Source organism: Actinocrispum sp. NPDC049592 (assembly GCF_040675465.1).
Classification (GTDB): Bacteria; Actinomycetota; Actinomycetes; order Mycobacteriales; family Pseudonocardiaceae; genus Kibdelosporangium.
In genome coordinates this window covers 112,099-138,333 of sequence record NZ_JBFAPA010000023.1, presented here as the reverse complement: position 1 = coordinate 138,333, position 26,235 = coordinate 112,099, and the positions used below count along the sequence as shown (strand labels likewise).

18 protein-coding genes and 1 pseudogene are annotated in these 26,235 nt (G+C 69.5%); 15 read left to right on the top strand and 4 right to left on the bottom strand.

Going from position 1 to position 26,235, the window contains the following annotated elements; all coding sequences use genetic code 11:
- Window positions 1–82: 82 nt before the first annotated feature.
- Complete coding sequence (locus AB0J95_RS43260; RefSeq protein WP_364771361.1) at window positions 83–601, top strand: DUF6630 family protein; 519 nt, start codon at window positions 83–85, stop codon at window positions 599–601.
- Window positions 543–1,403, top strand: a complete 861-nt coding sequence (locus AB0J95_RS43255) for a DUF222 domain-containing protein (protein ID WP_364771359.1) — start codon at window positions 543–545, stop codon at window positions 1,401–1,403. Before AB0J95_RS43260 ends, AB0J95_RS43255 begins: the two co-directional genes overlap by 59 nt.
- Here AB0J95_RS43255 and AB0J95_RS43250 read toward each other — a convergent pair.
- A complete protein-coding gene (locus AB0J95_RS43250; protein ID WP_364771357.1) occupies window positions 1,333–3,555 on the bottom strand; it encodes a DUF6351 family protein in 2,223 nt (740 codons plus the stop codon). The two genes, AB0J95_RS43255 and AB0J95_RS43250, sit on opposite strands and share 71 nt — an antisense overlap.
- 202 nt (window positions 3,556–3,757) lie before the next feature.
- On the opposite strand from AB0J95_RS43250, the gene AB0J95_RS43245 reads away from it, so the two are divergent.
- A complete protein-coding gene (locus tag AB0J95_RS43245) occupies window positions 3,758–4,603 on the top strand; it encodes an alpha/beta hydrolase (RefSeq protein ID WP_364771355.1) in 846 nt (281 codons plus the stop codon).
- A gap of 52 nt (window positions 4,604–4,655) precedes the next feature.
- Here the strand turns inward: AB0J95_RS43245 and AB0J95_RS43240 are convergent, their stop codons facing one another.
- A complete protein-coding gene (locus AB0J95_RS43240) occupies window positions 4,656–7,199 on the bottom strand; it encodes a LuxR C-terminal-related transcriptional regulator (protein ID WP_364771353.1) in 2,544 nt (847 codons plus the stop codon).
- Window positions 7,200–7,360: 161 nt separating this feature from the next.
- Here AB0J95_RS43240 and AB0J95_RS43235 point away from each other — a divergent pair, with 161 nt between their 5' ends.
- The 9 genes from AB0J95_RS43235 to AB0J95_RS43195 are packed head-to-tail and all read left to right on the top strand — an operon-like array spanning window position 7,361 to window position 18,360.
- Window positions 7,361–7,546 (top strand): hypothetical protein, encoded by a 186-nt coding sequence (locus tag AB0J95_RS43235; RefSeq protein WP_364771352.1) that lies wholly within the window; start codon window positions 7,361–7,363, stop codon window positions 7,544–7,546.
- Window positions 7,547–7,548: 2 nt separating this feature from the next.
- The gene (locus tag AB0J95_RS43230; RefSeq protein WP_364771350.1) at window positions 7,549–8,043 is read left to right on the top strand and encodes a hypothetical protein; all 495 of its coding nucleotides are present in this window, start codon (window positions 7,549–7,551) and stop codon (window positions 8,041–8,043) included.
- Window positions 8,034–8,693 (top strand): hypothetical protein, encoded by a 660-nt coding sequence (locus AB0J95_RS43225; protein WP_364771348.1) that lies wholly within the window; start codon window positions 8,034–8,036, stop codon window positions 8,691–8,693. Before AB0J95_RS43230 ends, AB0J95_RS43225 begins: the two co-directional genes overlap by 10 nt.
- Window positions 8,693–9,226, top strand: a complete 534-nt coding sequence (locus AB0J95_RS43220) for a hypothetical protein (protein ID WP_364771346.1) — start codon at window positions 8,693–8,695, stop codon at window positions 9,224–9,226. The genes AB0J95_RS43225 and AB0J95_RS43220 overlap by 1 nt, the downstream gene beginning before the upstream one ends.
- Window positions 9,227–9,244: 18 nt before the next feature.
- Window positions 9,245–10,099, top strand: coding sequence for a hypothetical protein (locus tag AB0J95_RS43215; RefSeq protein WP_364771344.1), 855 nt, complete (start codon window positions 9,245–9,247; stop codon window positions 10,097–10,099).
- Window positions 10,099–10,863 (top strand): hypothetical protein, encoded by a 765-nt coding sequence (locus AB0J95_RS43210; protein WP_364771342.1) that lies wholly within the window; start codon window positions 10,099–10,101, stop codon window positions 10,861–10,863. The genes AB0J95_RS43215 and AB0J95_RS43210 overlap by 1 nt, the downstream gene beginning before the upstream one ends.
- Window positions 10,863–12,083 (top strand): hypothetical protein, encoded by a 1,221-nt coding sequence (locus AB0J95_RS43205; protein WP_364771340.1) that lies wholly within the window; start codon window positions 10,863–10,865, stop codon window positions 12,081–12,083. The genes AB0J95_RS43210 and AB0J95_RS43205 overlap by 1 nt, the downstream gene beginning before the upstream one ends.
- On the top strand, window positions 12,080–15,397 hold the full coding sequence (locus tag AB0J95_RS43200; RefSeq protein ID WP_364771338.1) for an ATP-binding cassette domain-containing protein: 3,318 nt from the start codon (window positions 12,080–12,082) through the stop codon (window positions 15,395–15,397). The genes AB0J95_RS43205 and AB0J95_RS43200 overlap by 4 nt, the downstream gene beginning before the upstream one ends.
- A gap of 8 nt (window positions 15,398–15,405) precedes the next feature.
- Complete coding sequence (locus AB0J95_RS43195; RefSeq protein WP_364771336.1) at window positions 15,406–18,360, top strand: hypothetical protein; 2,955 nt, start codon at window positions 15,406–15,408, stop codon at window positions 18,358–18,360.
- Window positions 18,361–18,440: 80 nt separating this feature from the next.
- On the opposite strand, the gene AB0J95_RS43190 is transcribed toward AB0J95_RS43195, so the two are convergent.
- Together AB0J95_RS43190 and AB0J95_RS43185 are read right to left on the bottom strand one after the other, a co-directional pair.
- Window positions 18,441–18,797, bottom strand: a complete 357-nt coding sequence (locus tag AB0J95_RS43190) for a hypothetical protein (RefSeq protein WP_364771334.1) — start codon at window positions 18,795–18,797, stop codon at window positions 18,441–18,443.
- Window positions 18,798–19,384: 587 nt separating this feature from the next.
- On the bottom strand, window positions 19,385–22,156 hold the full coding sequence (locus tag AB0J95_RS43185) for an AAA family ATPase (RefSeq protein ID WP_364771332.1): 2,772 nt from the start codon (window positions 22,154–22,156) through the stop codon (window positions 19,385–19,387).
- Between the two features lie 118 nt (window positions 22,157–22,274).
- Between AB0J95_RS43185 and fxsT the strand changes: the two genes are divergently transcribed.
- The 3 genes and pseudogenes from fxsT (at window position 22,275) to AB0J95_RS43170 (ending at window position 26,155) form a co-directional block, all read left to right on the top strand.
- Entirely contained in the window at window positions 22,275–25,220 is a 2,946-nt protein-coding gene (gene fxsT, locus AB0J95_RS43180; protein WP_364771330.1) for an FxSxx-COOH system tetratricopeptide repeat protein, read from the top strand.
- Between the two features lie 102 nt (window positions 25,221–25,322).
- A pseudogene (locus tag AB0J95_RS43175) lies at window positions 25,323–25,514 on the top strand (cytoplasmic protein); the annotation flags it as partial.
- Window positions 25,515–25,543: 29 nt separating this feature from the next.
- Window positions 25,544–26,155: a hypothetical protein gene (locus tag AB0J95_RS43170; RefSeq protein ID WP_364771545.1), complete on the top strand. Its 612-nt coding sequence runs from the start codon at window positions 25,544–25,546 to the stop codon at window positions 26,153–26,155.
- The last annotated feature ends 80 nt before the right edge of the window (window positions 26,156–26,235 follow it).

Sequence of the window (26,235 nt, the reverse complement as noted above, 5' to 3'; positions counted from 1 at the left end):
GTTTGGCAACGACAGCGAATCCCCAGCCCAGGGCCATGCAGCTATCGTTTGCCGCCTGTTACTCCACATCGAGGAGCCCCGCGTGCCACTGCCCGCCCGAGACGCGCTGAACGCCATCGCCACCCTCCTGGCACCGGATGCCCCGGAGGTCGCCGCGCTGGTGGACCACGCGCACACCGACCCCTCGGGGTATCTGCAGGCCCACGCCGACCGCCTCGATGAGCGAGGCATCGATGAGGCGGAGCCGGAGCTGGCCTGGATCGCCCTGGTGAACGCCCTCACCGACCATGGTCTGCTGGCGGAGGTCGACTGGAAGGAGGATCCCGGGGACATCGTTGGTCAGCTCCGCGAACTTCGCTCCAGTCCTGGGCCGTCTGCCTGGGTGTGGTTCGACGACACCGATCTGCCGACCTACGACTTTCTCGAATTCGCGGGGGCCAGGCTGCGGGAGGCGGGCACTGCGCTCGCCGTGCTTGACATTGAGTCTGACTGTTACCCGCTCGTGCTGTTGGCCGCTTCGCGTGCCGATGAGCTTGTCTCGCTTGCGGCTGACGCTGGGTTCACTGCCGCTGTTCTGGGCGGGCATCCTTCGGCTGGGTGAAAAGAGAGCGCTCGCCGCGCGGCAGCGCCACCCAGAGGGACAGGGCACGAAGGCGGGGTCTGGTGCGCTTCCGCGCTTTGCCCGTGGGACAAGGGGGTCACCAATCCCGGGAGAAGAGACAGTCGCTGCCCTGCAGGACGTTGAGGCGCAGGGTCGGCGGATCGAGTACACCGGGCTGGAGTTGGTGGCCTACCTGAACAATCAAGGCCTCGCCAATGACCTCGGCTACTCCAACCCCGCCGCGCTGCTCGTGCACGCGTTGCGGATCTCGCCCAAGGAAGCCAAACGCCGCCTGGCGCAAGCCGAAGCGCTGTTCGCCAGCATCACACCCACCGGGTCGGTGATCGAGCCCGCCCTGCCCGCCACCTCCGCCGCGCTGGCTGCTGGCGACCTCGGGTCCGAGGCAGTGGATGTCATCCGCAAAACCCTCAAGGACTTGCCCGATCTGGAGCCCAAGCAGCCCGACCGGATGCTGCACATCCGCGCCCGCCGGGATCGCGGCCTCGACTTCCGTGGCCATCTGCCCGCCGAAGACGCCCATCTGCTCCACCCGGTGATCAAGAAGGGCGAGCAGCGGCCCACCGACCGTGCCGATGACCGGTCCCAAGCCGAACGCATCGCCGACGCCTTCGTGGAAACCCTGCGCATGGCCGCCCGGTGCCCCGCCAAGCCCACGAAGAACGGCCTACGGACTCAGGGAACCGCAGCAGCTCCTAGCGGTGAAGCACGCGCTAGAAACCGCGGGGGCGGCCGATGTCTGGGCGGGTGTAGTCGCACACGCCGGTGGGGAAGATCTGCCTGAGGCGGTCGAACTCCGTTCGGGTGGGGTGCCAGGAGCCATAGAGGCCGCGGATGAAGGCGAGTTCGATGGGTTGGAGGGCGCACTTGTAGTGCTGTTCGTCGAAGGGGGCGCCGGCGACGGTCCGGGAGGTGCCGTGGATTTGGAACCGCTGGGTGCAAGGGCCTGCCGGGGCGGAGTCGAGGATGCCGCGCCAGGCGTCGGCGCCGCGGTAGAGGAGGGAACCGTCGGTGGCGAAACAGCTGTCGACGGCGTCAGCGGGTTTGTTGCCCGCCACGCCTCGCCAGGGGTGGGCGCGGAGGTTCTCCAGCCACTGGTCCATCACGGCCAGGGCCATCGGGGTCTGGTCGAACGCGCGCGCCGGGCGGGCATCGGTGAACCAGATGACCTGGTTGGCGGCGTTGTTGCCGTGGCGGTCAAGGATGCGTTGCCGGGACGCGAACGACTGGCGGGCGTTGTGCATGTCCAGCTCGCCGTCCAGGTAGTGGCGCCAGTCGAGAATCGGGATATCGATCCTGCCGTCGAACACCATGCCGGACCGGTAGGCCGCGCGCATCGCGTCGACGCTTCCCGCAGTTCTTGGCGCCACGCCGGAAGGCCCTGGAACCGTGGCGTTGCGCGCACTCCAGACATCCACATCGGACGGACATGAGGTGGGGATGTACGGGCAGCCCTCCTGGACCGCCTGCTCCGGCCCCTTCCAGCCGCCGACGGTGGCGTTCAGGTCGAGGAACTCCGCCGGGGTGATCTGCTTGTCCACCAGCGCCTCGAGTCCATACTGGACACCGACGTTGTCCCAAGTGGACCGCGCGAAGCCGGTCACCGGGTCGCGGCCGTAGACGTTCACGGCGTCGTTCCAGTGTGTCCACTCGACCTTGGCCTGCTGCTCCGGGGTGATTCCCGGGGCAGTGCCGAACTTCGGGTTGAACACCAACGGCGACAACCCGCGCCAGCCCTTGATGCACTCGGTCGAACCCGGGGTGGCCAGCCAAGGTGTCAACGGCTGGTACGGGTTGGCCACGGTGTCCGAGGACGCCAGGCCTTCCAGCAGGGTGCGGTTGGTCCACGTCCGCCACTTCGAAGTGGGGTCCGCCAGCACCTTCTGGTCCATCCACCGCTCAAGCAGCTCACAGTCACCGACGTGGATCGTCTGCGTGACCATGTCCGGGTACGAGTACTGCGGCACCGCGCCGTCGAGCAGACCGGCGTGGTTCTGGCCGTAGAGGTACTGCTGGATGCCGCCGCCCGAACCGCCCAGGCCGATGGTGAACCTGGGAGTGCCGTACTCGGTGACGAACCGCGACTTGACCATCAGCGCGGTCTCGCCGCCTAGCACCATGTTGTAGTGCGTGTTGGTCTTCGTGCCGGTCGACCACGCGATCGCGTACCCCTGGCCGAGGCCGTAGGTGTACCGGGACTCGCTGGCGTTGTTGGAACCCTGGTAGTGGCCGATGGCGACACCGCCGCCGAAGTAGTAGATCAGCTTTCGGTTCCAGCGCGGCAGCGCCGCCGGGCCGCTGCCGTCCGGGTCGAGCACGGCGATCGTGTAGATGAACCGGTTGATCGTGCCGCGTTCCCAGCGGATCACGAAATCGGCGCCGGACGGCGTCCGGGTCAGGTCGGCCGGTCGCGGGGCGGAGCGGTCGAACGGCTTCCAGCTTCCGTTGGTGGCCATGTAGTAGTAGCCGACCTGCGTGGTCAGCGAGCAGTTGCCATCCAGGAACGGGCCGGTGAGGTCGAATCCGGCCAGGTGGGCGGGCGTGGAACAGAAGAAGTCGGGCTGCTGCGGGCCGGAGAACATCGGGCCGGTGATCGGATAGTTGACCAGCTTCAGCGAGGCACGGTCCCACCGCTGTGTTCGCGCCTCGACTTTGCTGGCGCCCAACGGAAGATCACGGACGACGCCCTCAAGAGCGTGCGGCACCTGGGAGTCCGGCTTGAACGCCGAGCTGACGTCCTTTCCGTTCACTGTTACGGAAGCGGCGAGTGGCGCCCACGGCGGCAGCGTCACCCGAATGCGCGCCACCCCACCGCTGACGTACTGCGCTGGTCCGGACACCACCTCGACCCGGAGCCCGCCGCCGAACGGATCGGCCGACGCGGAGAACGTGCCGCACAACAGAAAGGCGACCACCAGCAAGGCGATTCGGCGCATCATCGCGTCCTCCCAGAGCCCGGGTTCCGCAAGGACAGTAACCCCTTCCCGCCGCGCGCCCAACGACGCACCCGACGACTTCTTTGTCAAGGCCGGTGGTTTCGCCGATGCACGAACGGCGGGTCCGCGCTCACGATGGCGGTCCACGGGAACCCGGGCGGTTCCCTCCCCTGCGTGGAATGGAGCCCGAGTGCAGTCACCGATGTCCAGACGGCACCTGTTCAGGAGAGCGGCGACCACGGTCACCGCAGCGTTGGCGCTGTTCGCGGGCGGTCTCACCGCGCCCGTGTACGCGGACGAGATCGGCCAGGCGCCGACCGCGGCGAACATCACCGGCAACGGCAGCTTCGCCACCACCTCAAGCCCGATCACCGGCCAGTCCGGGTTCGGCGGCGGGACGGTGTACTACCCGACCACCGCGGGCAAGTATCCCGTGGTGGCCGTGGTTCCCGGATTCCTGTCCGACTGGAACAGCATCAGCTGGATCGGTCCACGGGTGGCGTCCTGGGGTTTCGTGGTCGTGGGCGCGAACACCAACAGCGGCTTCGACTTCCCGCCCTCGCGCGGTGACCAGCTGTTGGCGGCGTTGAACTGGGCGGTGAACGTCTCCCCGGCAGCGGTGCGGGACAAGGTCGACGGGACCAGGCGGGGCGTGGCCGGCTGGTCCATGGGCGGCGGTGGCACGCTCGAGGCGCTCGCCAAGGACACCACCGGCACCGTGAAGGCGGGTGTCCCGCTGGCGCCGTGGCACACCACCAAGAACTGGAGCCAGGTCACCGAGCCGGTGGCGATCATCGGCGGCCAGAACGACACCATCGCGGCCCCCAGCGGGCACGCGATCCCCTTCTACACCTCGTTGAGCGGTCCGAAGTCCTATGTGGAGCTCGCGGGCGCGGACCACTTCTTCCCCACTACAGCCAATCCCACGGTGTCCCGGGCGCTTGTGTCCTGGTTCAAGCGTTTCGTCAGCGCCGATACCCGGTTCGCGCCGTTCACCTGCGGGTTCGCCGGTACCGCGGTGTCCGACTTCCGAACCAACGCCTGCTGACGTCTGGGGGCACCAAGGCGGGCCGGGATGCCCTCTCTGATCCCGGCCCGCTTCAGCGCATCAGCTTGGTCAGCTCGACGCGGGAGCGGATACCGAGTTTCGCGAAGATGTTGCGCAGGTGGTGGTCGACCGTCCTGGGGCTGATCATCATCCGCGCCGCCACTTCCCGGTTCGTCGCGCCTTCGGCCACCAGCAAAGCGATCTGCTCCTGGTGCGGCGTCAGTTCGCCTGTCGTGGCCCGTGTCTCGACCGGATGTCCAGCCGCGCGGAGCTCCGCAGTGGCCCGCTCGGCCCAGGGTCGCGCGTCGAAACGGTTGAAAGTGGACAGTGCCGAGTGCAGGATCTCGCGGGCCGCCTTGGGTTTCCGCTTCCGGCGCAGGTACTGGCCGTACAGCAGGCCGGTGCGGGCGGTGTCGAACTCGTTCGGGCTCAGCCGATGGCGTTCCAGCGCCTCGCCGAAGCGGGCCTCGGCCTCGGCTGCGCTCCCGGCCAGCAGGGCGTGGCATCGGGACGACAAGGCGAGCCAGTGCGGGTTCCGGGTGCTTTCCGCCCAGGAGTCGTACATCCGCAGCGCGTCCTGCGCGAGCGGGTGGCGTCCGCAGCGCACGGCCGCCTCGACGAGGTGGGGCGTGGCGGCGACGTGCACGATGAGGTGCCCGCCTTCGCCGCGGTCGGTGATGATCCCCCGCAGGTGCCGCACCACGTCCTCGTAGCGGCCCTCGGCCAGGTCCAGGACCGCCAAAGCCCAGCCGGCGAAGGCTTTGGCGCGGCCGGTCGTCAGATCCGCGGCCTCGCGCAGCCTGCTCCGGCAGGTCTCGCGATCACCGGTCATCGCCGCGGTGGCCGCGAGCAGGGCCAGGTAGTTGCTCGCCAGCGTGCCTTGGCCGCTGTTTCTGGCCAGCCGCAGCCCATCGAGGGCGGTCGCGAGGTTGTCGAACCGCCCCAGCGCGAACTCCGCCAGCGAGACGACCTCCATGGCTTGGGGCAGACCCGGAACGTCATTGGTGGTCCGAGCGATCCGCGCGGCGCGGGTGGCGAGGCGGTGCGCCTCGGCCTCGTCACCGCGGAAGATCGCCGCCATGCTGGTGCGGGTCAACGTATCGGCGTCAGCCATCGTGGGCGCGACGGCGAGCAGCCGCTTCGACGGGCCGAGCGCACGGCGGTGATCACCTTGGAAGGTCGCGGACAACGCGTCGAAGTAGTCGAACATCGCCGCCACCGCGGGTGTTTCCGCTGGTTGACGCAGGGCTCGGGCGCGCCGGGCGATGTCCGGGTACCGGGAGTAGCCACCGGCCAGGCACAACGCCTCACCGGCCCGCATGAGCGCGCCGAGCGCGAGCTGCCGGTCGCGGCTCACCAGCTCACCAGCCGCGGCGAGGAACGTACGGCGCGCGGTGCCCGCGATCCCGGCTCGCAGCTCGATCTCACCGGCCAGCACGCGAGATTCCGCCTGCACATCAACAGCTTCCGTGTCCACCCGGCGCAGCAGGATCCTGGCCCGGGCCGGTTCGCCCGCGCGCCAGGCAAGCCTGGCCGCGGCGACCATCCGGCCCGCGGCGAGAGCCGGGTCGGTCGTCAGCTGCGCGGCCCGTTCCAGCGCGGACGCGGAATTGCCCGCCGCACGTTCCAGTTGTGCGGCAAGCCGATCGTCGCGGCCGGTCACGGTGGCGGCCACGTGGAGAAAGTGCTGAAGCGGGTGCGTCGCCGGATCCAACGCCTCGGCGAGACGTCGGTGCGCCGCCCGGCGTTGCGCGAGCGGCGCCGATTCGTACGCGACAGACCGCATCAAGGGCTGCGGGAACACCACTGTGCCGCCCACGATCCGGACGATCCCGGCTCGTTCCGCGGGCTCCAGCGCGTCCAGGTCATCCGCCCGCCCGAGTATGTCCACATCGGACTCCGTTGCGGCCAGCAGGACGAGCCATCGCGTGCCCATCGGCAGCCGGTCCAGACGTGCTTGGTAGGCCTGGAAAAGACGGCCCTCCGGCGGTAGCACCGGCGTCGGCGCGGCCGCGAGATCCATCAGCGCACGTGGGTTGCCGTGCGCGGCCTCGGCGAGAATCGCCCGCACGTCCGGCGAGGAAACACTGGCCCGCAGGATCTCCTCGCTGGCAGAGCGGTCGAGTGGCGGCAGCCGGAGCGCGGGGATGCCTGACACCGGCGGGCTCTCGTCGTCGCACCAGCCGAAAAGCAGACAAACACGCTCATTGCGCACCCGGCGGGCGACGAAGGTGAGCACGTCCAACGACTGCCTGTCGAGCAGGTGAGCATCGTCCACAATGCACAACACCGGCCGGTCACAAGCCACGAAGAGGCGGAGCACCTGGGCGGGCACAGCCAGACCAGCCTCCAGCGGCCCCAGCAGCCGCGACGCGCCCGGCGCGAGCCGGCGCACCACGTCGTGCAGCGCGGCGAACGGGATGGCCGACTCGTTCTCGTACCCCGCGGTCTCGACGACGAGCCCCTCGGCCTGCCCGGCCGCGTACCGCAGCAGCGCCGTCTTCCCGATGCCCAGCGGGCCGTGAACAAGCAGCGCGCCGCCCGTGCGCACCAGGGCGCTGAGCGTCGCCATCTGCTGATCACGGCCGGGCAACACGACGATTGACCATACCTACGGCAGCCGGAAACAGCTTGTCAGCGGCGGACGGACTTTTCGGCGCCGACCTGCGCGAACCTGACAATGCTGTGGTCGGCCGGCCAAACATTGCGGTACCTACCACGATGCCCAGCGCGCCGCTGACCTGCACGGTTGCCGGCATGACCGCCGCGCAGGGACGCCAACCGATCCGGGTCGGCCTCGATCTCGTACCGGATGCCGAGCCGATCCGCGGGCAGGTGTGCGGCGCGGACGGTCAGGCCCGGCCGTTCAGCGGCTGGCTGGAGCTGATCCAGCTGCTGGACAAGGCGCGGACGAGCCCACTTGGCAGTCAAGGGGAGAACTGACCATGAGAAAGTTCCTGCTCACCACCGCCCTCGCGGTCGCCGTCAGCACGGCCGCGAGCGGCTGTTCGCTGTTCGACCGCGCGGACCCGCCCAGCACCCCGCGGGGGAACAACAACAACGTGCCGCAGCCGACGACCGGCGGAGGCGGGACCCCGAAACCGGCGACCACCAGCCAGCGCCCGGACGGCAGCGTGACCGCCAGGATCAAGGGCAGCGACCGGATCTCGTGCGGCTCGATCAACTCCGAGATCACCGTGACCGCGCAGGGCCGGTCGCAGTGGACCGCCGAGGCCAAGCGCACCCACGTCCAGGCCGACCGGGGCATCGCCAACGGCGTCACCCTGTCGCCGTCGTCCGGCGAGCTGGACTCGGGCGAGAGCGCGACCATCCGGGTGCAGGGCTCCTACGACGGGGTTTCCAAGGTCTTCTACGTCTTCGTCATGACCCCCAACCGCAGCGGCAGCGGGGGCAGCGTGCTGGAGTTCACGTGCCGGTGACGACCTGGCGCCGGCCAGTGCTTGCCCCGGTCTACGCCCTGGTCACGGCCTTCGTGGTGGCCGTCGGCCTGGGTCTGGCGACCGGGGCGCCGTCGAGCGCCGCGACGCTGCGGATCGAGCAGACCGACCCCGAGCTGACCGGCTCGCTGATCGAGATCCGGGACCAGGCAGGCGCGGTGGCGGTCGGTGAACTATCGGCTCAGGGTACGTATGAGCTGCCGGACAAGGCCCGCGGCCGGACGGTCTGCCTGCGGCTGCCCGCGCGCTGGCACGTGACCGCGCCGCCGATGACCGGTGAGTGCACCGCGGCCCCGCTCCCCGACCGCCCGAACGCCGATTTCCCTGTCACGGTCTCGAAAGACGGCCGGGTGCGGGTCGAGTTCACCGGGTCGCAAGGTGATCAGGTCGCGGCTCTGCTCGCCCAGACCACGGTGAGCGTGACCCCGGTGGAGAGTGGGCCGCCGGACGCGTCCGGCGTGTACCAGCCTCGGACGGACCTGACCGGCAAGACGGTCTGCGTGACGCCGCCCCTGGGCTGGACCGTGCGCACCCCGCGAACCGAGCGGCGGGACACCGAACGGTGCCTGACCAGCGCGGTCACCAACCCCCACGACGACATCACGTTCACCCTCGACCAAGGCGGCCGGTGATGATCACGCGCACGGTGCTGACCGCCCTGCTGGCCTGCGTCGGCGCGGCGCTTGCCTGGCAACTGGGTGTGCTCGACGAGTCCTGGCAGGTGGCCGGGACGCTGATCGCCGTCGTCGCCGGGGTGCTGGTCGCGATGCTGCTGACCCGTGAGGACGAGCCCGAACCGGTTCCCGAACCGCCCCGGCCCGCTTTCCAGCCTCCGCCCGCCGACGAGCCCCAGCCGACCACGCGGATGGTGCTGGACGTGGACACCCCGGCCGGCGGCGGCCAGTGGTGGACCCAGACCAAGTCCGCGCCCCAGCCGAGCGTCAACGGTGACGCGCGCCCGGCCCCGAAGCCGCGCGACCTCGCCGGATACGTCGACACCGCCCGGGTCGTGCAGTGCCCGCGCTGCGGGTCGTTCCAGATCGACGTGACCCGCCTGGCCGGCGGTTTCTCCTTCCGGTGCCGCACCGACGACCACGCCTGGCAGTGGCAGCCCGGCCGGGCGTGGCCCGCCACCGTCGTCGTCAGCCGTCGCCGGAACCCTTGAGCCGAACGGAACCCCGAGATGTACGAACAGACTTTCTCCCGCACCAACCCCGGCCTGATCGTGTTCCTGCTGGACCGGTCCGACTCGATGAAACGCGACTGGGGCAACAGTCGCGGCACGCTGGCCCAGGGCGCGGCCCGTGCGCTCAACAAGATCCTGCTGGACCTATGCATCAAGTCGACCAAGGAGGTCGGCGGGTCGGCCCGGCACTACTTCGACGTCGGCGTGTTCGGCTACGGCGCCTGCCCGGTCGCGGGCGGTGAGGGCGTCGAGTCCGCGCTCGGCGGAGCCCTTGCCGGGCAACCGATCGTGCCCATCCCGCAGCTGTTCACCAGTCCGCTCAAGGTGGCCGAGGAGGAGTCGATCGACGCGATGCCCGGCGCGCGGATCCCGGTCTGGGTCGAGCCGGTCTTCGGCTACCGGACCCCGATGTGCCAGGCGATCGCGGTCGCGGGCGGGCACGTGTACGACTGGGCCGCCGCGCACCCGCACTCGTTCCCGCCGATCGTCATCAACATCACCGACGGGCTGGTCACCGACGACCCCTTCGACGGCGCCGGGCTGGCCGAATGGGCGAGCCGGCTCACCTCGATCGCGACCTCGGACGGCAATGCCCTGCTGCTCAACATCTTCCTCGCCGCCGACGGGTCGCCGGAGGTGTTGTTCCCGGTGACGCCGAACGGCCTGCCACAGCCGGGTCCGCAGCTGTTCGACATCTCCAGCCCGTTGCCCAAGACCATGGTGGCCAACGCGCGGGCGAGCCTGGTGAACGTCCCGGACGGCGCGCGGGGCTTCGTGTTCAACGCCGGACTGGCGACCTTGGTGAAGTTCCTGGAGATCGGCACCAGGGTCGGGGAGATCAGGGACCGGTGATGTACGCGCACTCCGTGTCCTTCCAGCGGCAGAAAAAGGGCAACTCGGCGCGGGAGTGGGAGGACGGCGCCGGGCACAGCGAGACCCGGTTCGTGGTCGTGGACGGCGCCACCGAGGCGTACGACTCCTTGCGCTGGGTGGAGCAGCTGGTCAGCTCGTTCGTCCACGGTGGACCTTCGATCACACCGGAGGCTTTCACCGGCTGGTTCGAGGCGATGCAGCGGCAGTGGGTCGCTGAAGCGCCGACCCGGTTCGCCAGCGTGATCGAGGAGTACAAGTTCCGTACCGACGGGTCCTTCGCGACCTTCGTCGGCGGTTTGTTGTCCGGTTTGGACGGTCCAGCGCCGCGATGGGAGGCGGCCGCGCTCGGCGACACCGTGTTGTTCCATGTCCGCGCGGGCCGGTTGCTGAGCCACTTTCCGGCGTTGTCCGTGGACGATTTCGGTCTGGTTCCGGACGGGGTGGACACCCGGCCGGGTGCGTTGCGGCAGATGCTGGCCCGGCTTGCTTTCGGCAGTGGGCAGTTACTCGCCGGGGACCTGCTCTTCGTTGCCACGGATGCGTTTGCGCACTGGATGCTGCAGCAGGTGGCCACCGATCAGGACGCTCTGTGGCAGACGCTCGCATCGCTGGACCACGATGTGACGTTCAGCGATCTGGTGGCGGATCAGCGTTCGGGTGGGCTGCTGCGCAACGACGACGTGACTTTGTTGCGGGTGCGGCTTTCCGACACCCCGCCGAGCCGGTTGGTGGTGTGTCTCTGATGGACATGCCCACAGCCGAGGACTACATCCGCGCGGTGCAGAACCCGGCCGCCGCGTTCCAGCATCCCAGTTTGCGGCAGGCCACGTTCGAGGTGCACCCGTTGCTGGGTATCCCGATGCCCGCGTCGGGCACCTCGGCGATCGTGTTCAAGGCGACCGTCGACGGGCAGAGCCAGGCGCTGCGGTTCCTCACCCGGCCCGACGCCGCCACCCGGCAGCGTTACACCGCGCTCAACCGGTACTTCGTCGAACGCGATCTCACCAAGGATGTCGCCACCAGCCAATGGGTCGACAACGCGATCACGGTGAACGGCCGGACCTGGCCGATGGTGCGGATGCAGTGGGTCGACGGCCACACCCTCAACAACCACGTCGAGGACCTGGTCGAGGCCGGGGACACCGCGGCGATCTCGGCTCTGGCCGTGTCCTGGCGCAACCTGGTGCGCCGCATGCAGTCCGCCCGGTTCGCGCACGGCGATCTGCAGCACGGCAACGTGATGGTCGAGGCTGATGGCACGTTGCGGCTGGTCGACTTCGACAGCGCGTGGATCGAGCCGTTCGCCGGGTCGGCCCCGCCGCCCGAGACCGGCCACCGCAACTACCAGCGGCCGGACCGTCCGTGGGGACCGTGGATGGACACGTTCCCGGGGCTGGTGATCTACCTGTCGCTGCTCGCGTTGTCGCGCAGCACGAAGACGTGGGAGCACCTGCACAACGGCGAGAACCTGTTGTTCGGCAGCCAGGATTTCGCGCCACCGCACCAGACTCAGGCGTGGTGGGAGATCTCGCAGCTGAGCGACCCCGATGTGGCTTCGATGTCCGGGCGGCTCAAGGCGTGCTGCGCGCCATCGTGGACCGCGGACACCAGTCTCGAAGGTCTGCTGTCCGCCCCGATTCCTTGGTGGGCGCGGACTTCTACCGTCGCGCTGCCCAAGGTCGCCCCCGTCGCGCCGCCCCCGGTACCTCAGCCGGTCACGCCTGCTTCCTGGTGGACGCCACCTCCGCCGGTCGCACCGCCACGGGTCCGGAAGTGGCGGTGGATCGTGGTGATCAGCTTGCTGGTCTGGGTGGTGGCGTTCGGCATCATCGCCGGTGCGGTCGGGAGCGAGCCCGGCGGGGCCGCCGGGGCGGTCACCGGTCTGGTCCTGGCCACCGCCACGTTCACCGTCCTGGCCGCCACCCGCAAGCGACCCGCCAAACCGGTTGGGAGACCACGATGAACCCCGCGATGTTCGGCCCGTACCGGATCGAGGGCCTGATCAGCCGGGGCGGGATGGGCGAGGTGTACCGGGCGTTCGACACCGGGCAGAACCGGGTCGTGGCGCTGAAGTGCCTGCTGCCTCACCTCGCCGCGGACCGGGAGTACGCGGCCCGGTTCCGCCGGGAGTCCGAGCTGGCCGCCCGGTTGCGGGAGCCGCACGTGATCCCGATCCACCGGTACGGCGAGATCGACGGGCGCCTGTTCATCGACATGCGGCTGGTCGAGGGCGATGACCTCGCGGCGGTGCTGACCCGGCGGGGCCCCCTCGACCCCCGGCAGGCGGTGAACGTGATCGGCCAGATCGCCGCCGCCCTCGAGGCGGCGCACGACGACGGCCTGGTACACCGCGACGTCAAACCGTCCAACGTGCTCGTCGCCACCAGCCAGAGCCTCGGCGACACCGACTTCGTGTACCTCGCCGACTTCGGCATCGCGCGGCCCATCGGCATCGCCGGCGGCATCACCGTCGCGGGTGCTGCCATCGGCTCGGTCGACTACATGGCCCCCGAACGCTTCGAAACCAGCACAGTCGACCCCCGCGCGGACATCTACTCGTTGGGCTGCCTCCTGTTCGAGTGCCTCACCGGCCAAAAACCCTTCACCGCCACGGAAACCTACGCAATCCTGGCGAAACACCTCAACGAACCCCCACCCAAACCATCGGTGGTCAAGCCGGGGGTCCCAGCGACCTTCGACACCGTAGTGGCCAAGGCAATGGCCAAGAAACCCGCAGACCGATATGAGTCCGTCGCCGACCTCGCCCACGCCGCCCGCACCGCCCTGACCCCAGCCCCCGCCGCGGGAGCGTGGTGGACCCGCGTGAACCCCACCAACGGCGCACCCCACCCACAACCCCAACAGGCCCAACCCCAGCCGCAACTCGCCGCCCACCCCGCCGCGCGACCCCAAGGCCAACGCGCCGAACAACCATCGGCACAAGCCGCCCAAAACTCCGCCGAGGTGCCCGCGGGGAAGCCAGCCGCCGGCTCCGCCGCGAAGCCCGCCTTCGACTGGCACAGCGCCCGCGCCGCCGCCACCCCGGCACCTCCCCAACCCTCTTCCCCGGCTCCCTCTCTCTGGCCTGCGACAACTCCTTCCCAGCCCGCAGCAACTCCCCACGCATCCGCTCCCCCGCCCGCGCCTTCGGCGCGGCCCTGGCCCGCAATATCTCCCTCCCAGCCTTCGGCAACTCCCCAACCATCCGCCCAGCCATCGCTTCCCACCCCACCATCCGCCCAACCGGCGCAGCCTTCGCCGCCGGCGACTCCCCCACCATGGCCTGCTCAGCAGCCGTCCGGTCAGCCCTCCCCGGGCTGGTGGAACCGCAAGCCCACGGCGATGCACCAGGTCGCGGCCGCGGTCAGAATCACCATCGGCCGCGCACCGGACTGCGATGTGGTGCTCGCTGATGAGTTGGTTTCGCCGCGGCATGCGGAGTTGCGGCAGGGTGGGGGTGGGTGGGAGATCGTTGATCTGGGGAGTTGGACGGGGACGCATGTCAATGGGCGTCGGGTCACGCGGGAGCCGATCACGGCCGAGGATGTGGTTGGGATCGGGCATGCGTTGCTGCGCCTGCAGAACGGCACGTTGGTCGAGTACACCGACGACGGGGACATCAGCTTCGCGGCCAGCGATCTGGTGGTCACGAGATCGGGCAAGCGCTTGCTCGATGGCGTCAGTTTCGCGTTGCCGCAACGGTGTGTACTCGCGGTGGTGGGGCCGAGCGGGGCTGGGAAGTCCACTTTGCTCGGTGCGCTCACCGGCCAGCGACCGGCGGACAGCGGTCAAGTGACTTATGAGGGCCGCGACCTGTACGACGCCATGGACGAGTTGCGGCAGCGCATCGGGTTGGTGCCGCAGGACGACATCCTCCACCCACAGCTGACCGTCCGCCGGGCCTTGCGATACGCGGCCGAACTGCGTTTCCCCGCCGACACTCCCGCGGCCGACCGCAACCGGCGCGTTGAAGAGGTCATCGCCGAACTGGGCCTGACCGGGCACGAAGACCAGCGGATCAGCACGTTGTCCGGCGGGCAACGCAAGCGCACGAGTGTCGCCCTCGAGCTGCTCACCCGCCCCTCCCTGCTGTTCCTCGACGAACCGACCTCGGGCCTGGACCCGGGGATGGACAAGTCGGTCATGCAGACCCTCAGGGGCCTCGCGGATGGCGGCCGCACGGTGGTCGTGGTCACCCACTCCCCCGCGCAACTGGATCTCTGCGACCGCGTGCTCGTGCTCGCCTCCGGTGGCCGCCTGGCCTACTTCGGCCCGCCCGGCGAAGCGTTGCAGTACTTCGGGCAGGCCGACTTCGCGGACATGTTCCTGTTGCTGGACCGGTCCCGCGACGTGGACTGGACCAAGAAGTTCCGCGAGTCCCCCGAATACGCCCGCTACGTCACGCCGACCCAAGCACCGAAACGCCCACGACCCACCCGGCTGTACAAACCGCCCCGCCGCCAGTCGGCGTTGCGGCAGTTCAGCGTGTTGTCCCGGCGCTACCTCTCGGTGATCGCCGCCGACCGCGCCTACGCACTGTTCCTGTTGGCGCTTCCCTTGGTGCTCAGCGTGTTCGCGCACGTCTTCCCCGGCAGCTCCGGACTGTCCTTGCCCGCCGCGAGATCCAGCCCGGAACGGGACGACCCGCACCAGGTCCTGCTGCTGCTCGTGCTGGGCTGCGCGTTCATGGGATACGCCACATCGTTCCGCGAACTGGTCAAGGAACGCGCGATCTTCCACCGCGAGAAGTCGATCGGCCTGTCCCCCGGCGCCTACCTCGGCTCGAAACTGGCCGTACTGGGCCTGATCGGCACGGTCCAAGCGATCCTGGTCGGCATCCTCGGCACGTTGAACACCCCAGCGCCGCCCCGTCCCACGACATTCGGCGACGGCAAGGCGGAGATCGTCGTCGCCCTGGTGACCGTGACCATCGCGATCATGGCCCTCGGCCTGCTGATCTCCGCGTTGATCGCCAACCCGGACCGCGGCATGCCGATCCTCGTCGTGGTGCTGATCCTGCAACTGTTGTTGTGCGGCATGCTCTTCCCCGTCTACGACACCCCCGGTATCGCCCAGCTGTCCTGGCTGCTGCCTGCCCGCTGGGGTTTCGCGATGGGCGCGAGCACCGCGGGCCTGCCCGGCCTGTCGCCCGAGCTCGATCCACTGTGGACACCCGACTCCGCCACGTGGCTGCTCGACCTCACCGTCCAGCTGGTCCTGACCGTCGCCCTGACCGTGTGCGCGCTCTCGGTGCTGCGACGCCAACGCCACCGCTAAGGAACACCATGCGACCACGACTCCTCGCCGCCGCGCTGGCGTTGACCCTGACCACCGGCCTCACCACCGCCTGCGACACCATCGACCAGGGCCAGGCATCGACCGGCATGACCATGTCGGAGGTGATCCAGCGGTCGGTCAACCCCGACGGAACCGTCAGCCTGCAAACGGCCTTGTGGCAGTTCTCGGCGCTGTTCGGCACGCTTCCCGGCGTCACGATGCCACCGGCGAAGCCGGATCCGCCCGGCTACAAGGTCTCCGGGACGGGTGCGCTCAACTCGGTGCTCAGCCACTGGAAGGAGCTGACCGAGGAGCAGCGGCAGGCCGTGGCCAAGGTGATCACGGTGCCGGACCGGCCGGCGCGGTTGCGGGCGGCCGAGCAGTCCGAAATGGACGCGGCCCAGCCGGTCATCCGCAAGACGGTGAACGACTTCGTCTCGCAGTTCACCGGCCTGCTCCGGCTCAAGTTCCGGATCCCCACCCCCGAGTTCGAGCTGCTGCACGTCCCCGATCCGGACAAGGAACCGCGCGCCTGGACCAATCCGCTGGCAGACGGCGAAGTGGAGAAAACAGAGGACAACGACCGGGCCCATCACGTCTACCCGAAGGGCGGGCCGGCGAGCAGGTGCGTGATGCACTTCCCGGATCCGGTGTGGGCCGGCGCGAAGGGCGGACTGTCCCCGGCGAACCGGGTCACCATCGCCCACGAGGTCATGCACTGCATCCAGGGGTTCACCTTCCCCGACACCGAGGTGTACCGCAAGGCCCCCAACTGGGAACAGGACGGCTTCGCCGAGTTCGCCGCGACCCTGGTCGTCGGCTCGGCGTTCCCGACGACCTGGCCGAACTACCTGACCAAGGACATGTCCCTGTTCCAACGGTTCGACGCGGGAATGGGCTGGTGGTTCCACCTCTACAACCTGCGGCATCCCGTGTTCAGCGCGGTGCCGGAGCTGTGGGCGCGCGGCGAGCTCGACAGCCACGCCTACTACCTGGCGGTCGGTGGCGCCGATGACGACGTGTACGACACCTTGACCTCCGCCCGCTTGCGCGAGCCCAGTTTCGGTGACGCGTGGGAGATCCGTGGCACCGACGTGTCGCCGGACAAGCCGTGGCGGTTCGAAACCTTCGCCAGGGAGGGAAAGGTCACGGTCGGCGAGCTGGACGGGAAGGTCGGCCAGGTGTCCGTTTTCGACGGTCTGGAGGGGATCCTGCGGGTCACCGCAGCGAACCCGATCCACGTCCATGACAGCGCCGGCCTCGAACGGATGCACATCACCGAAGGCGACTACTGCCTCGGCGAGGAGTGCACCTGCCCGCCGGACACCGAACGCGCGGGCGAGCACATCGACCCGATCCAGCCGCCGTTCTGGCTCGCCGTTCCCGGTGGCGAGGCGGGCAACGAGGTCCTCACCGACGTCAACTCCCTCGATGAGTTCTGCAAGAAGAAGCGGGAACGCCGCAAGCCGGCACCCCATCCGCAGCCGGGCTGGGCGCCGAAGCACGCGGGCGGCGGTGGCGGCGGGTCCGGGTCGTCCGGCACCAAGCCGAAACCGGCCAGCACCGCCGATCCGCACCTGACCAGCCTGGACGGCCACAACTTCGACTTCCAGGCCTCGGGCGAGTTCACCCTGATCCGTTCGGACAGCGGGGATCTGGAGATCCAGACCCGGCAGCAGCCGCGGATCAAGTTCGACGGCAAGGAAAGCGACGCGGCGTCGATGAACACCGCGGTGGCGGCGAACGTCATGGGTGACCGGATCTCCTTCTACGCCGACACGGACCGGCCGCGGGTGCACATCAACGGCAAGCCGATGCTCGCCGACACTTTGCCCAAGGGCGGCAAGCTGTCCCCGATCGACGCCGGTTACTCGGTGCGGTGGCCGGACGGCAGCGAGATGTGGGTGATCAACGCGGGCGCGCCGGACAGCCTGAGCGTGTTGTTCGGCCCGGCTGCGGCCAGGACCGGCAAGCTGCATGGGTTGATCGGGCCGTTCGACGGGACCGCGATGTTCGACCGTGGCGGACATCGTTATGACAAACCGGACTTCGACACGTTGTACAAGAAGATCGGTGACAGCTGGCGGGTCAGGGACTCGCTGTTCGACTACGAACCCGGTCAGTCCACCGAGACGTTCACCCGCTGGGATCTGCCGAGGAAACCGCTCACGCTGGCCGATCTGTCCACCTCGGAGCGTGCGCTCGGCGAGAAGGCCTGTGCCGGAGTGCCTCGGGAGCTGTACGACCAGTGCGTGTTCGACGTCGCGGTGTCCGGCAACGAGAAGTTCGCCATCGGGTACCGGACCATGGACAAGCTGCGGAACGTCGGCGGCGGCTCCGCGTCGGTCGGCAAGAAGTTCGGCCCGCAACGCCTGGAACCCGGTCAGCAGCAGACATTCACCGTGGACTCGGACCAGGACACGCTGTACTTCGCCAGCGACGCCGACTGCACGAAACCGACCTCCGCCACGGTGTACTGGCGGATCACCATGCCCGACGGGCACGACACCCTCCAGGTCCCGATGTGCGCCGACCCCGGGCGGCAGACCACCACGAAACACGGCACCTGGAAGATCGACGTCTGGGTGGCACCGGGCGCCGAGCAGGGCGGTATCTTCGCGTTCCACGTCGCCAACGCCGGCCGGCAAAGGAAGTTCGACATCACCCTGCCGAAGACCGCACAGGACACCATGAGCGGCGCCGGAGCCGAGGACCGTTACCGCTTCACCGCATCCGCGGGCGACAAGGTGACCCTCACCGCGAAGTCCACATGCGACAGTGACCGCCCGCTCTACTGGGGTCTGGAGAGTCCCGATGGCAACCGAGTCACCTTGCGCACCAAGGCATGCGACTCCATCGGCCAGCAGACCATCACCGTCCCTGGCACCTGGTCCGTCGCCTTCTACAACTCCACGTCGGACGAAACCCCGAAGCACTACGCCTTCACGGTCACCCGGCCGTGAACCAGTAGGCTCGAACGGCCGTATCTAGCGGTGTGGGGCGCACGCCACGTCGACTGGCGTGCGCCCCAACCTTGTCACCGTCAAGCGAGACGGCGACGGGTGACCCGCTGAGCGATCATTCGCGTGGCCAGGCCGGCCGTGGCGACGCACGCCGCCGGGACGGCCCCGAGCACCGCGATCAGCACGACCGCCAGCCCACCGAGCAGGATGATCAGCAGCAACGCCGCCCGCAGAGTGCTCGGCCAGCAGGCGAGCACGCGCTCGACGATGCAGGTCCAGCTCACACTGCGGTGGTTGCGGCGGTGCCTTCCGCGCTGGGACTTCAGTTCAGCGCCCTGCGCCTGGCTGTCGGGGGTGCAGACCAGGTCGCGCGGGGTGTTGTGGCCGGACACGAGGTCCGGCCGGATGGCCGGGCCCTCCCCGGAGGAAGGCGTCACACATCCGGGTGACGGAGGCTCTTCCTCTGGAGCGGGCCCGGTTGACGCGTCTACCATCTTCTCGTTGTCGCCTATCTCTCTTTGCATGCGGGGGGTTGGCAATGACGCACACGCGGCCCCATGTTCCAGCACGGGGCCGCGTCTGATGTGCGACAGGGGCGAGAAGTGAGGACCTCGCCCGTGCAGAGGTCATCCTGCCAATCCGCCGGACGGGTTGTCGTTGCCTGAAGGGCACGTGCGGTGAACGGTTCGCGAATATCGGCGAACGGCGACTGACAATTCCCTCGCGGTGAAGTCTGCCATAGTTCGCCTTATCACGATCCGATGACAGCAAGCGAAATCGCGGTCACCATCGTTGGCCAGAAAGTGGCCAAAGAACGGCCTCTCCCTGGCCAAACCGTTTCCTGCCTGAAGTCATTGACAAATCACGAACTAGTCACAAGCAAGACATACAACTGCATGATAAACAACCTCACGCCGTTAGTTTGGCCGTGATTGGTTCAAACCTCTCACGACTCCGACAACTGTCACCGTTGTCACCCTTGAGAGAGCGATTCCACAGCCGTAAAGCTCCGATGAAAACCGTTTCAGCTGTCCGCGATGGCTTGCTTGAGTTTCTGGCGGGTGTCGATGCCGAGCTTGCGGTAGGTGTTGGTGAGGTGAACCTCGACGGTTCTCGTGCTGAGGAACAGGGTCTGCGCGATCTCGCGGTTGGTGAGGCCGTCGGCGGCGTGGTGGGCGACGCGCAGTTCGCTGGCGGTCAACGCGTCGCGGCCGGTGACAGCGGCGCGGCGAGGACGGGCACCGGCGGCGTGCAGTTCCTGGATCGCCGTGGTGGCAAGGGGTTCGGCGCCGCAGCGGGTGGCGAGGTCGAGGCCGCGGCGCAGCGGGTCGAGGGACCGGGTCCGGTGGCCGGCGCGGCGGAGAGCCGAGCCGTAGGCGATGAGGCAGTAGGCGTGTTCCAGTTCGGCGGGCGACCCGTCGAGCAGGGAAACGGCCTCCGCCAACAGCTCCAGCTCGCACTCACGTTGCACCAACGCCATCATCCGCAATGCCAAAGCGATCGAGCGGGGCGCGCCGAACGACCGCGCCAGCCTGAGGTTCTCGGCGGCCATGTCCGCCGCCGCACCACGTTGAGACAGGCCGAGGTACGCCTGCACGGCGCCCGCCCGCCACTCGGCGAACCCGGGGTTGGCGAACCCGGCGGTCAGCACGATCTTGCCCGCGGTCAGGAAGTCCGCCAGTGCCCCGGCGAACTCGTTGCGCCGCAGGCGAAGCCGCCCCCGCGCCACCGGGACGAAGTGCATGATCAGCATCCCGCCGTGCACGTCCCCGCCGAGGTCGTAGTCCGCGATCACCCGCTCGGCCTCCTCGTACCGCCCCCGCTCGACCAGGATGTCGATCAGGGTCGCGGCGGCCAGCGGGGCGTCCTGGTTGCGCGGGTCCTCCAGTGCGGTCCGCGAGTCGCCCTCGGCCTCGGCCAACCGGCCCGCGTACCAGGCGGTGTGCGACCGAAGCATCGCCAGGTAACGGAACTCCCACTCGTGGCCGAGCGCCCGCGCCCCGGCGAGCCCGCGGTCGAGCAGGTCGAGCGCCTCGGGCAGCCGGTCGGTGACCGCCAGCGCGGCGCTGGCCATGTTCAGCAGGATCCACGAGTCCCGGGACGGCAGCGGCCCCGCGGCGGCGCGCTCGGCCAGCTCCGCCGCCTCCGCCGCGGGCCGGTCGCCGAGCCCCGCGGCGCCGAACGACAGCAGGGACAGGATCACGCGATCGGCCTCGTCGGTCCCGGTCAGCTGGGCCGCGACCTTCTCGACCCGCGACATCCACACCTCGGGCGGCTGGAAGCTGACGATGTCGGTCAACGCGAGGGCGGCGTGCATGGGCAACGGCAGGTCGGTGTCCAGCTCGGCGATCATGGCGCGGGTCAGTGCGGCGGTCTCGGCCGCCTCCGCCGCCCACCCCGCCTGCGTCGCGATGAACCCGAGTTCGAAGCTCAGCTGCAGCCGGTCGAGCAGCGGCCCGGTCAGGCCGATGGCCTCACGCAACGCCACCGCGGCTTCACTCAACCGGTTGGACATGGTCAACGCCCGGCCCAGCTCGGCGGTCACCGCGCCCCGCAACAGGTGCAGCGGCGGTTCGGCGGTGGCCCTGGTCAGGTAGCTGACCGCGGATTCCGGAGCGCCACGGCCCACGGCGTTGGCCGCGGCGGTGCGCAGCGAGTCGACGACCCACGGGTCGGCCGCCGGTTCGCAGGCCAGCAGGTGCTGGGCGTATTCCTCGGCCGCGACGCCGTCGGCCGCCAGGATCCGCGCCGCCTGCTTGTGCTGCTCGGCCCGCAGCAACCCGGTCGAGTCCGCGTAAACCACTGTCCGGACAAGGGGATGGACGAACCCGATGGGCCGGTCCGCGGTGACGATGGCCTCGCGGGCCAGTCCGTCCGCCAGCGCGATGGTGTCCCCGATGGACAGTCCGGACAGCGCCGCCAGGTGCCGAGGCTGGGCGCCGGGTCCGAGGATCGCCAGGCTGCGGGCGAACCGGACCGCGTCCGGACCGAGCCGCGCGATCCGGGCGAGCACCGCCCGGGTGATCGTGTCCGGGCGAAGCTGCTCGACCCGGTGCGCCTCGGCCGCGACCGGGCGCGTCCCGTCGGCCCGCAGCCGGGTGAGCGCCTCGGCGAGCAGGAACGGGTTGCCGCCGGTCGCGATGGTGCAGGCCCGGCAGAACTCGGCGTCCGCGTCGGCCGACAACTCCGCGCGCACCAGCACGCCCACGCCCTGTTCACTGAGCGGGCCGAGCCGGATGGCCTGCGGCCGCACCAGAACGCCGTCCACCAGCCGGTCGAGCATCGCGCCCGGACGGCCCGCGAGCAGCAGCACCGCGGGCAGGTCGGCGATCCGCCTGGACAGGTGCGACAGGAAGCGCAGCGAGGACTCGTCCGCCCAGTGCACGTCGTCGACGATGACCAACAGCGGCCCGTCCTCGGCGAGACCGGCGCACAACCAGTAGAGCCCGTGCACGACGTCGCCGAGCGCCGTGGTGCCGTCCTGCTGCCCGAACACCGGCGCCGCGATCCCGGCCGCGCCGGTGAGCAGCCCGGGCCGGGCGCGCAGCGGCCGCTCGAACAGCTGCCGGACGATCGCGAACGGCATGTCCTGCTCGAGCTCGCCGCCGATCGCCGTGACGACCTGCATGCCCAGCTCGGCCGCGTGCTCGGCGGTCGCGGCCAGCAGCGCGGTCTTGCCGATCCCCGGCGGGCCCTCCACGAGCGCGGTCAGCCCTTGCCCGCCCACCGCCCTGACGAGCAGGTCCCGCACGGCGGCCAGGTCGGCGTCGCGCTCGATCAGCAGCCGGCTGGCCATCGGTAATTCGGGCCGCAGAACATTGTCACTCCCACCCGGGTAAGCAGAGGCCGAAAGTCCCCACCGGAAGTGTAGGTTACGATGTTGTCGGAATGTTGTCGCCGGATTCGGAGCCACGGTGGCGGAGATCTGGTTGCTGGGGCCCGTCCAGATAGTCGCCGATCGGCGAACCGTCGAAGTGGGCCCGCCGCAGCGGCGCGCCGTTCTGGCGGCATTGGCCGTCGATGCCGGCCGGGTGGTCACCCCGGAAACGGTCATCGACCGGGTGTGGGGTGAAAACGCGCCCGATCTGGCCCGCCGCAGCCTGCACGCGCATATCGCGCGCATCCGCCGCCTGCTGGAGGATTCCGGCGATTCGCCCGGCGTGACCCGGCGGTCCGGCGGTTACCTGCTCGAGGTCCCGCCCGAGCGGGTTGACCTGCACCGATTCCGCGGGCTGATCGACCGGGCGGTCGCCGCGCAGGACGATCAGGCGCCGCTGCTGAGGGAAGCGCTCTCATTATGGCGCGGCGAGCCGTTGGCGGGGTTGACCGGGGAATGGGCCGACCGGGTACGGCAAAGCCTGCACCAGCACCATCTGGACACAGTTGTCGCCTGGGCGCGGGCCGAATTGCGGCGGCGGAACACCAATGGACTAATCCAATCGCTGGTCGAGCCGGCTCGTGAGCACCCATTTCACGAACCGTTGATCGCCGTTCTGATGCGCGCCATGGACGCCGCCGGAAATCGGACCGAGGCGCTGGATCTTTACACCCGGACGCGTGCCCGGCTGGTCGCCGAACTCGGTGTCGAGCCGGGCACCGAACTGCGCGAGACACATCAGGAGATTCTGCGCGGAACGAACCGGTCCCCCGCCCGCCACGAGGTGACCTGGCCGCACCGGATCGGCATCGTGCCGCCGCCCGCGGACGGCTTCCAGGACCGCGCGATCGAGCTGGGCACCGGGCCGGCGCAGGTGATCTCCGGGCTGGGCGGGGTCGGCAAGACCCAGCTCGCGGCGCACACCGCCCGGCAGGCGTGGCCGGACCTGGACCTGCTCATCTGGATCACCGCGGCCAGCCGGGACGCGCTGATCTCCGCGTACGCCCAGGCCGGCGCGGAGCTGGGGCTCGGTCCCGGTGATCCGGCGCCCGAGGCCGCCGCGACCCGGTTGCTGGCGTGGCTGGCGAGCACGGACCGGCGTTGGCTCGTCGTCCTGGACGATGTCGCCCAGCCTGGTGACGTTCGGGGGTTGTGGCCACCGGATCACCCGACCGGGCGAACGATCGTCACGACCAGGCGCCGGGACGCGACGCTGCTGCGCGGGCGGGATCTGGTCGAGGTCGGGGTGTTCAGCACCGCCGAGGCGATCGACTTCCTCACCCGGACGCTGCCGCCGCACCTGGCCGACGACGTTCCCGGGGTCGCGGCCGACCTCGGCTCGTTGCCGCTGGCGTTGGGTCATGCCGTGGCGTACATGGTCGACCAGGACCTGACGTGCGGGGAGTACCGCAGCCGGTTCGCCAACCGCAACCGGCGGCTCGCGGGCCTGTTCCCGGACCCGGACACGTTGTTCGACACCAACGCGGGCACGGTGGCCACGACGTGGCTGCTGTCGATCGAGGCGGCGGACAAGCTGCCACCCGCCGGGGTCGCGCGGCCGTTGCTGGAGATCGCCAGCCTGCTCGACGCGAACGGCATCCCGGAGACGGTGTTCTCGACCGAGGCCGCCCTGCGTTATGTGGGTGCCGACTCCAGCGATGTTCGCGACGGGCTGCGCGGTCTGTACCGGTTCCATTTGATCACGCACGAGGACGGGCTGGTTCGCATGCACGGCCTGCTGCAGCGTGCGGTCCGCGAGCAACTGCCTGGGGCGCGGGCGATCGAGGTGGTCCGGGCGGCGGCCGACGCACTCGTCGCGTGCTGGCCCTCGGTGGACGTGGAGCAGGGGGCGATCTTCCGCGCGAACGCGGGTGCGTTGCAGCAGAACGGATCGGCCACGATGTGGCGGCCGGGTGAGGGCATTCACCCGTTGCTGATCCGCACGATCGACAGCCTCGGGTCGGCCGGGCAGCTCACCGCGGCGATCCGGTTGGCGCGGGAGTGGAGTGAGGTCGCGGCCGCCCGCCTCGGCCCGGCTCACCACGACGCTTTGGTGCTGCGCAACAAGCTGGCCGGGTGGCTCGGCGACGCCGGGCTGCTGGAGGATGCGCTTGCGTGCCTGCAAAAGCTCGTGATCGACATGGCCGCCCTTGGTCCAGACCATCCGACCGCGATCGCCGCGCGGCAGAACCTCGGCTACCAGTACGGCCAGGCCGGTGATCTTCCTCGGGCGGTGGCCGAGCTGACCAAGGCGCTGGCCGATCACACCCGCACGTTGGGCCCGGACCATCCGACGGTGTTCGGGTGTCACAGCCAACTTGCTTACTGGCGTGGGAAAGCGGGCGACACCGCCGGGGCCGTCGCCGACCTCGACTCGTTGGAACCCCGGGCCCGCCGTGTTCTCGGCCCGTTGCACACGATCACTTTGGACATCCGCGCGAACCGCGCCCGCTGGCTCGGGCACGCCGGTGATCACACCCAAGCGTCCACCGCGTTCGCCGATCTGTTGGCCGACGCGGAGAAAGTCCTCGGGTCCGCACACCGCGACGTGTCGGTCTACCGCCACAACGCGGCCTACTGGCGGTGGCAGTCCGGTGACGCCGAGGGCGCCGCGCGCGTGTTCGCCGAGGTCCTCGCCCAGCGCCTGCGCATGTTCGGCCCCAAACACCGCGACACCCTCGCCACCCGCCAGCACCTCGCCTGCGTCCGCGCCGAGCTCGGCGACCCCACCGCCCTCACCGACCTCGAATCCACCGTCACCGACATGACCGAGCTGTTCGGCGACACCCACCCCGCCACCCTCAGCGCCCGCACCGACCTCGCCGACCTCCACGGCCACCTCGGCAACCCCACCCTCGCCGCGTCAGCACTGGCGGACATCCTCGCCGACCACCTCCGTGTACTGGGCGCGGAGCACGAGTCGACCGTGCGAACCCAGGAACGGCTGGCCCATTGGCAAGCCCTGCCGGTCAGTCCGCAGTAGACACACCAGGGATTGGACCCGCGGTAACCCGGGTACTCCAGGGCGCGATGCGGACTTTTCTTCCGTACCCCGGCTACGGCTGGCGGCACCATCCCGCCCCACGTGCGTAGTCAGCCAGAGCTGGCGCCTGCCGACGAACTGCCGCCGTGGCTGGGCGACACGTCCTTCCACACCAGTCACCAATCCGCGCTTGTCCGCAAGGACGCCGCCCACTACCGCCCACACTTCCCGGATGTGCCCGACGACCTGCCGTACGTATGGCCGTCCTCAGACTGCCCCCGCAGGCCACAGTGACAATGAGGGACACTGCCGGGGTGATCACGATGGAGGCGGTGCTGGAGGTCTATGGCGGTGACGGCTTCGGGCTGTGGCCGGTTGCTGAGGTCGAGGGGTATGGGTTCATGGCGCTCAACGGCGGCCTCACGCCTGCCGAGGTCGGGACCGCGGTGATGCGCATTGCCAGCGCCAACGACATCGATTCCGGGCACGACGAGCGGCCGCCTCGGCCTGCGGACCCGCTCGGCGCCTTCCTGCACGGCCTGCTCACCGTCAACAGCCTGATCGCGCCCGGAGGGTTGCGGGTGGTTGACGGCGTCGCGGTTGTGCCGGGTTGTTGCAGTGGTCTTGAGGATTGGCGTGAGTGGTACGGCGTGCTCGATGGAGATGGGTGCGCGTCCTTCGGGCACGATCCTTTGCCGACCGCCGAACGTCGTGATGAGATCGTCCGACTGACCGTGGACGCCGAGCACGAGGGCGGCCCGGTGATCGACCTGTCGGTCGCTGAGCTGCGGGGCCTGCTGGTCCGCGCCGAACGTGACCTCCTCGATTTCCTCGCCCTGGCAACAGACTGGGCCCACCACCAGCTCTCTCACCACGCCGACTCGGTCACGGCCGCTCTTGCGCGTGCATTGGATCTGCGCCGGGAAGGGCAGTGATCCTGCAATTTCGGGGTGGGAGTGGACTGAGGGGCAGGCCAATGGGGCGTTTGGCGGGGTGATCCGTGGTGGGATGAGCC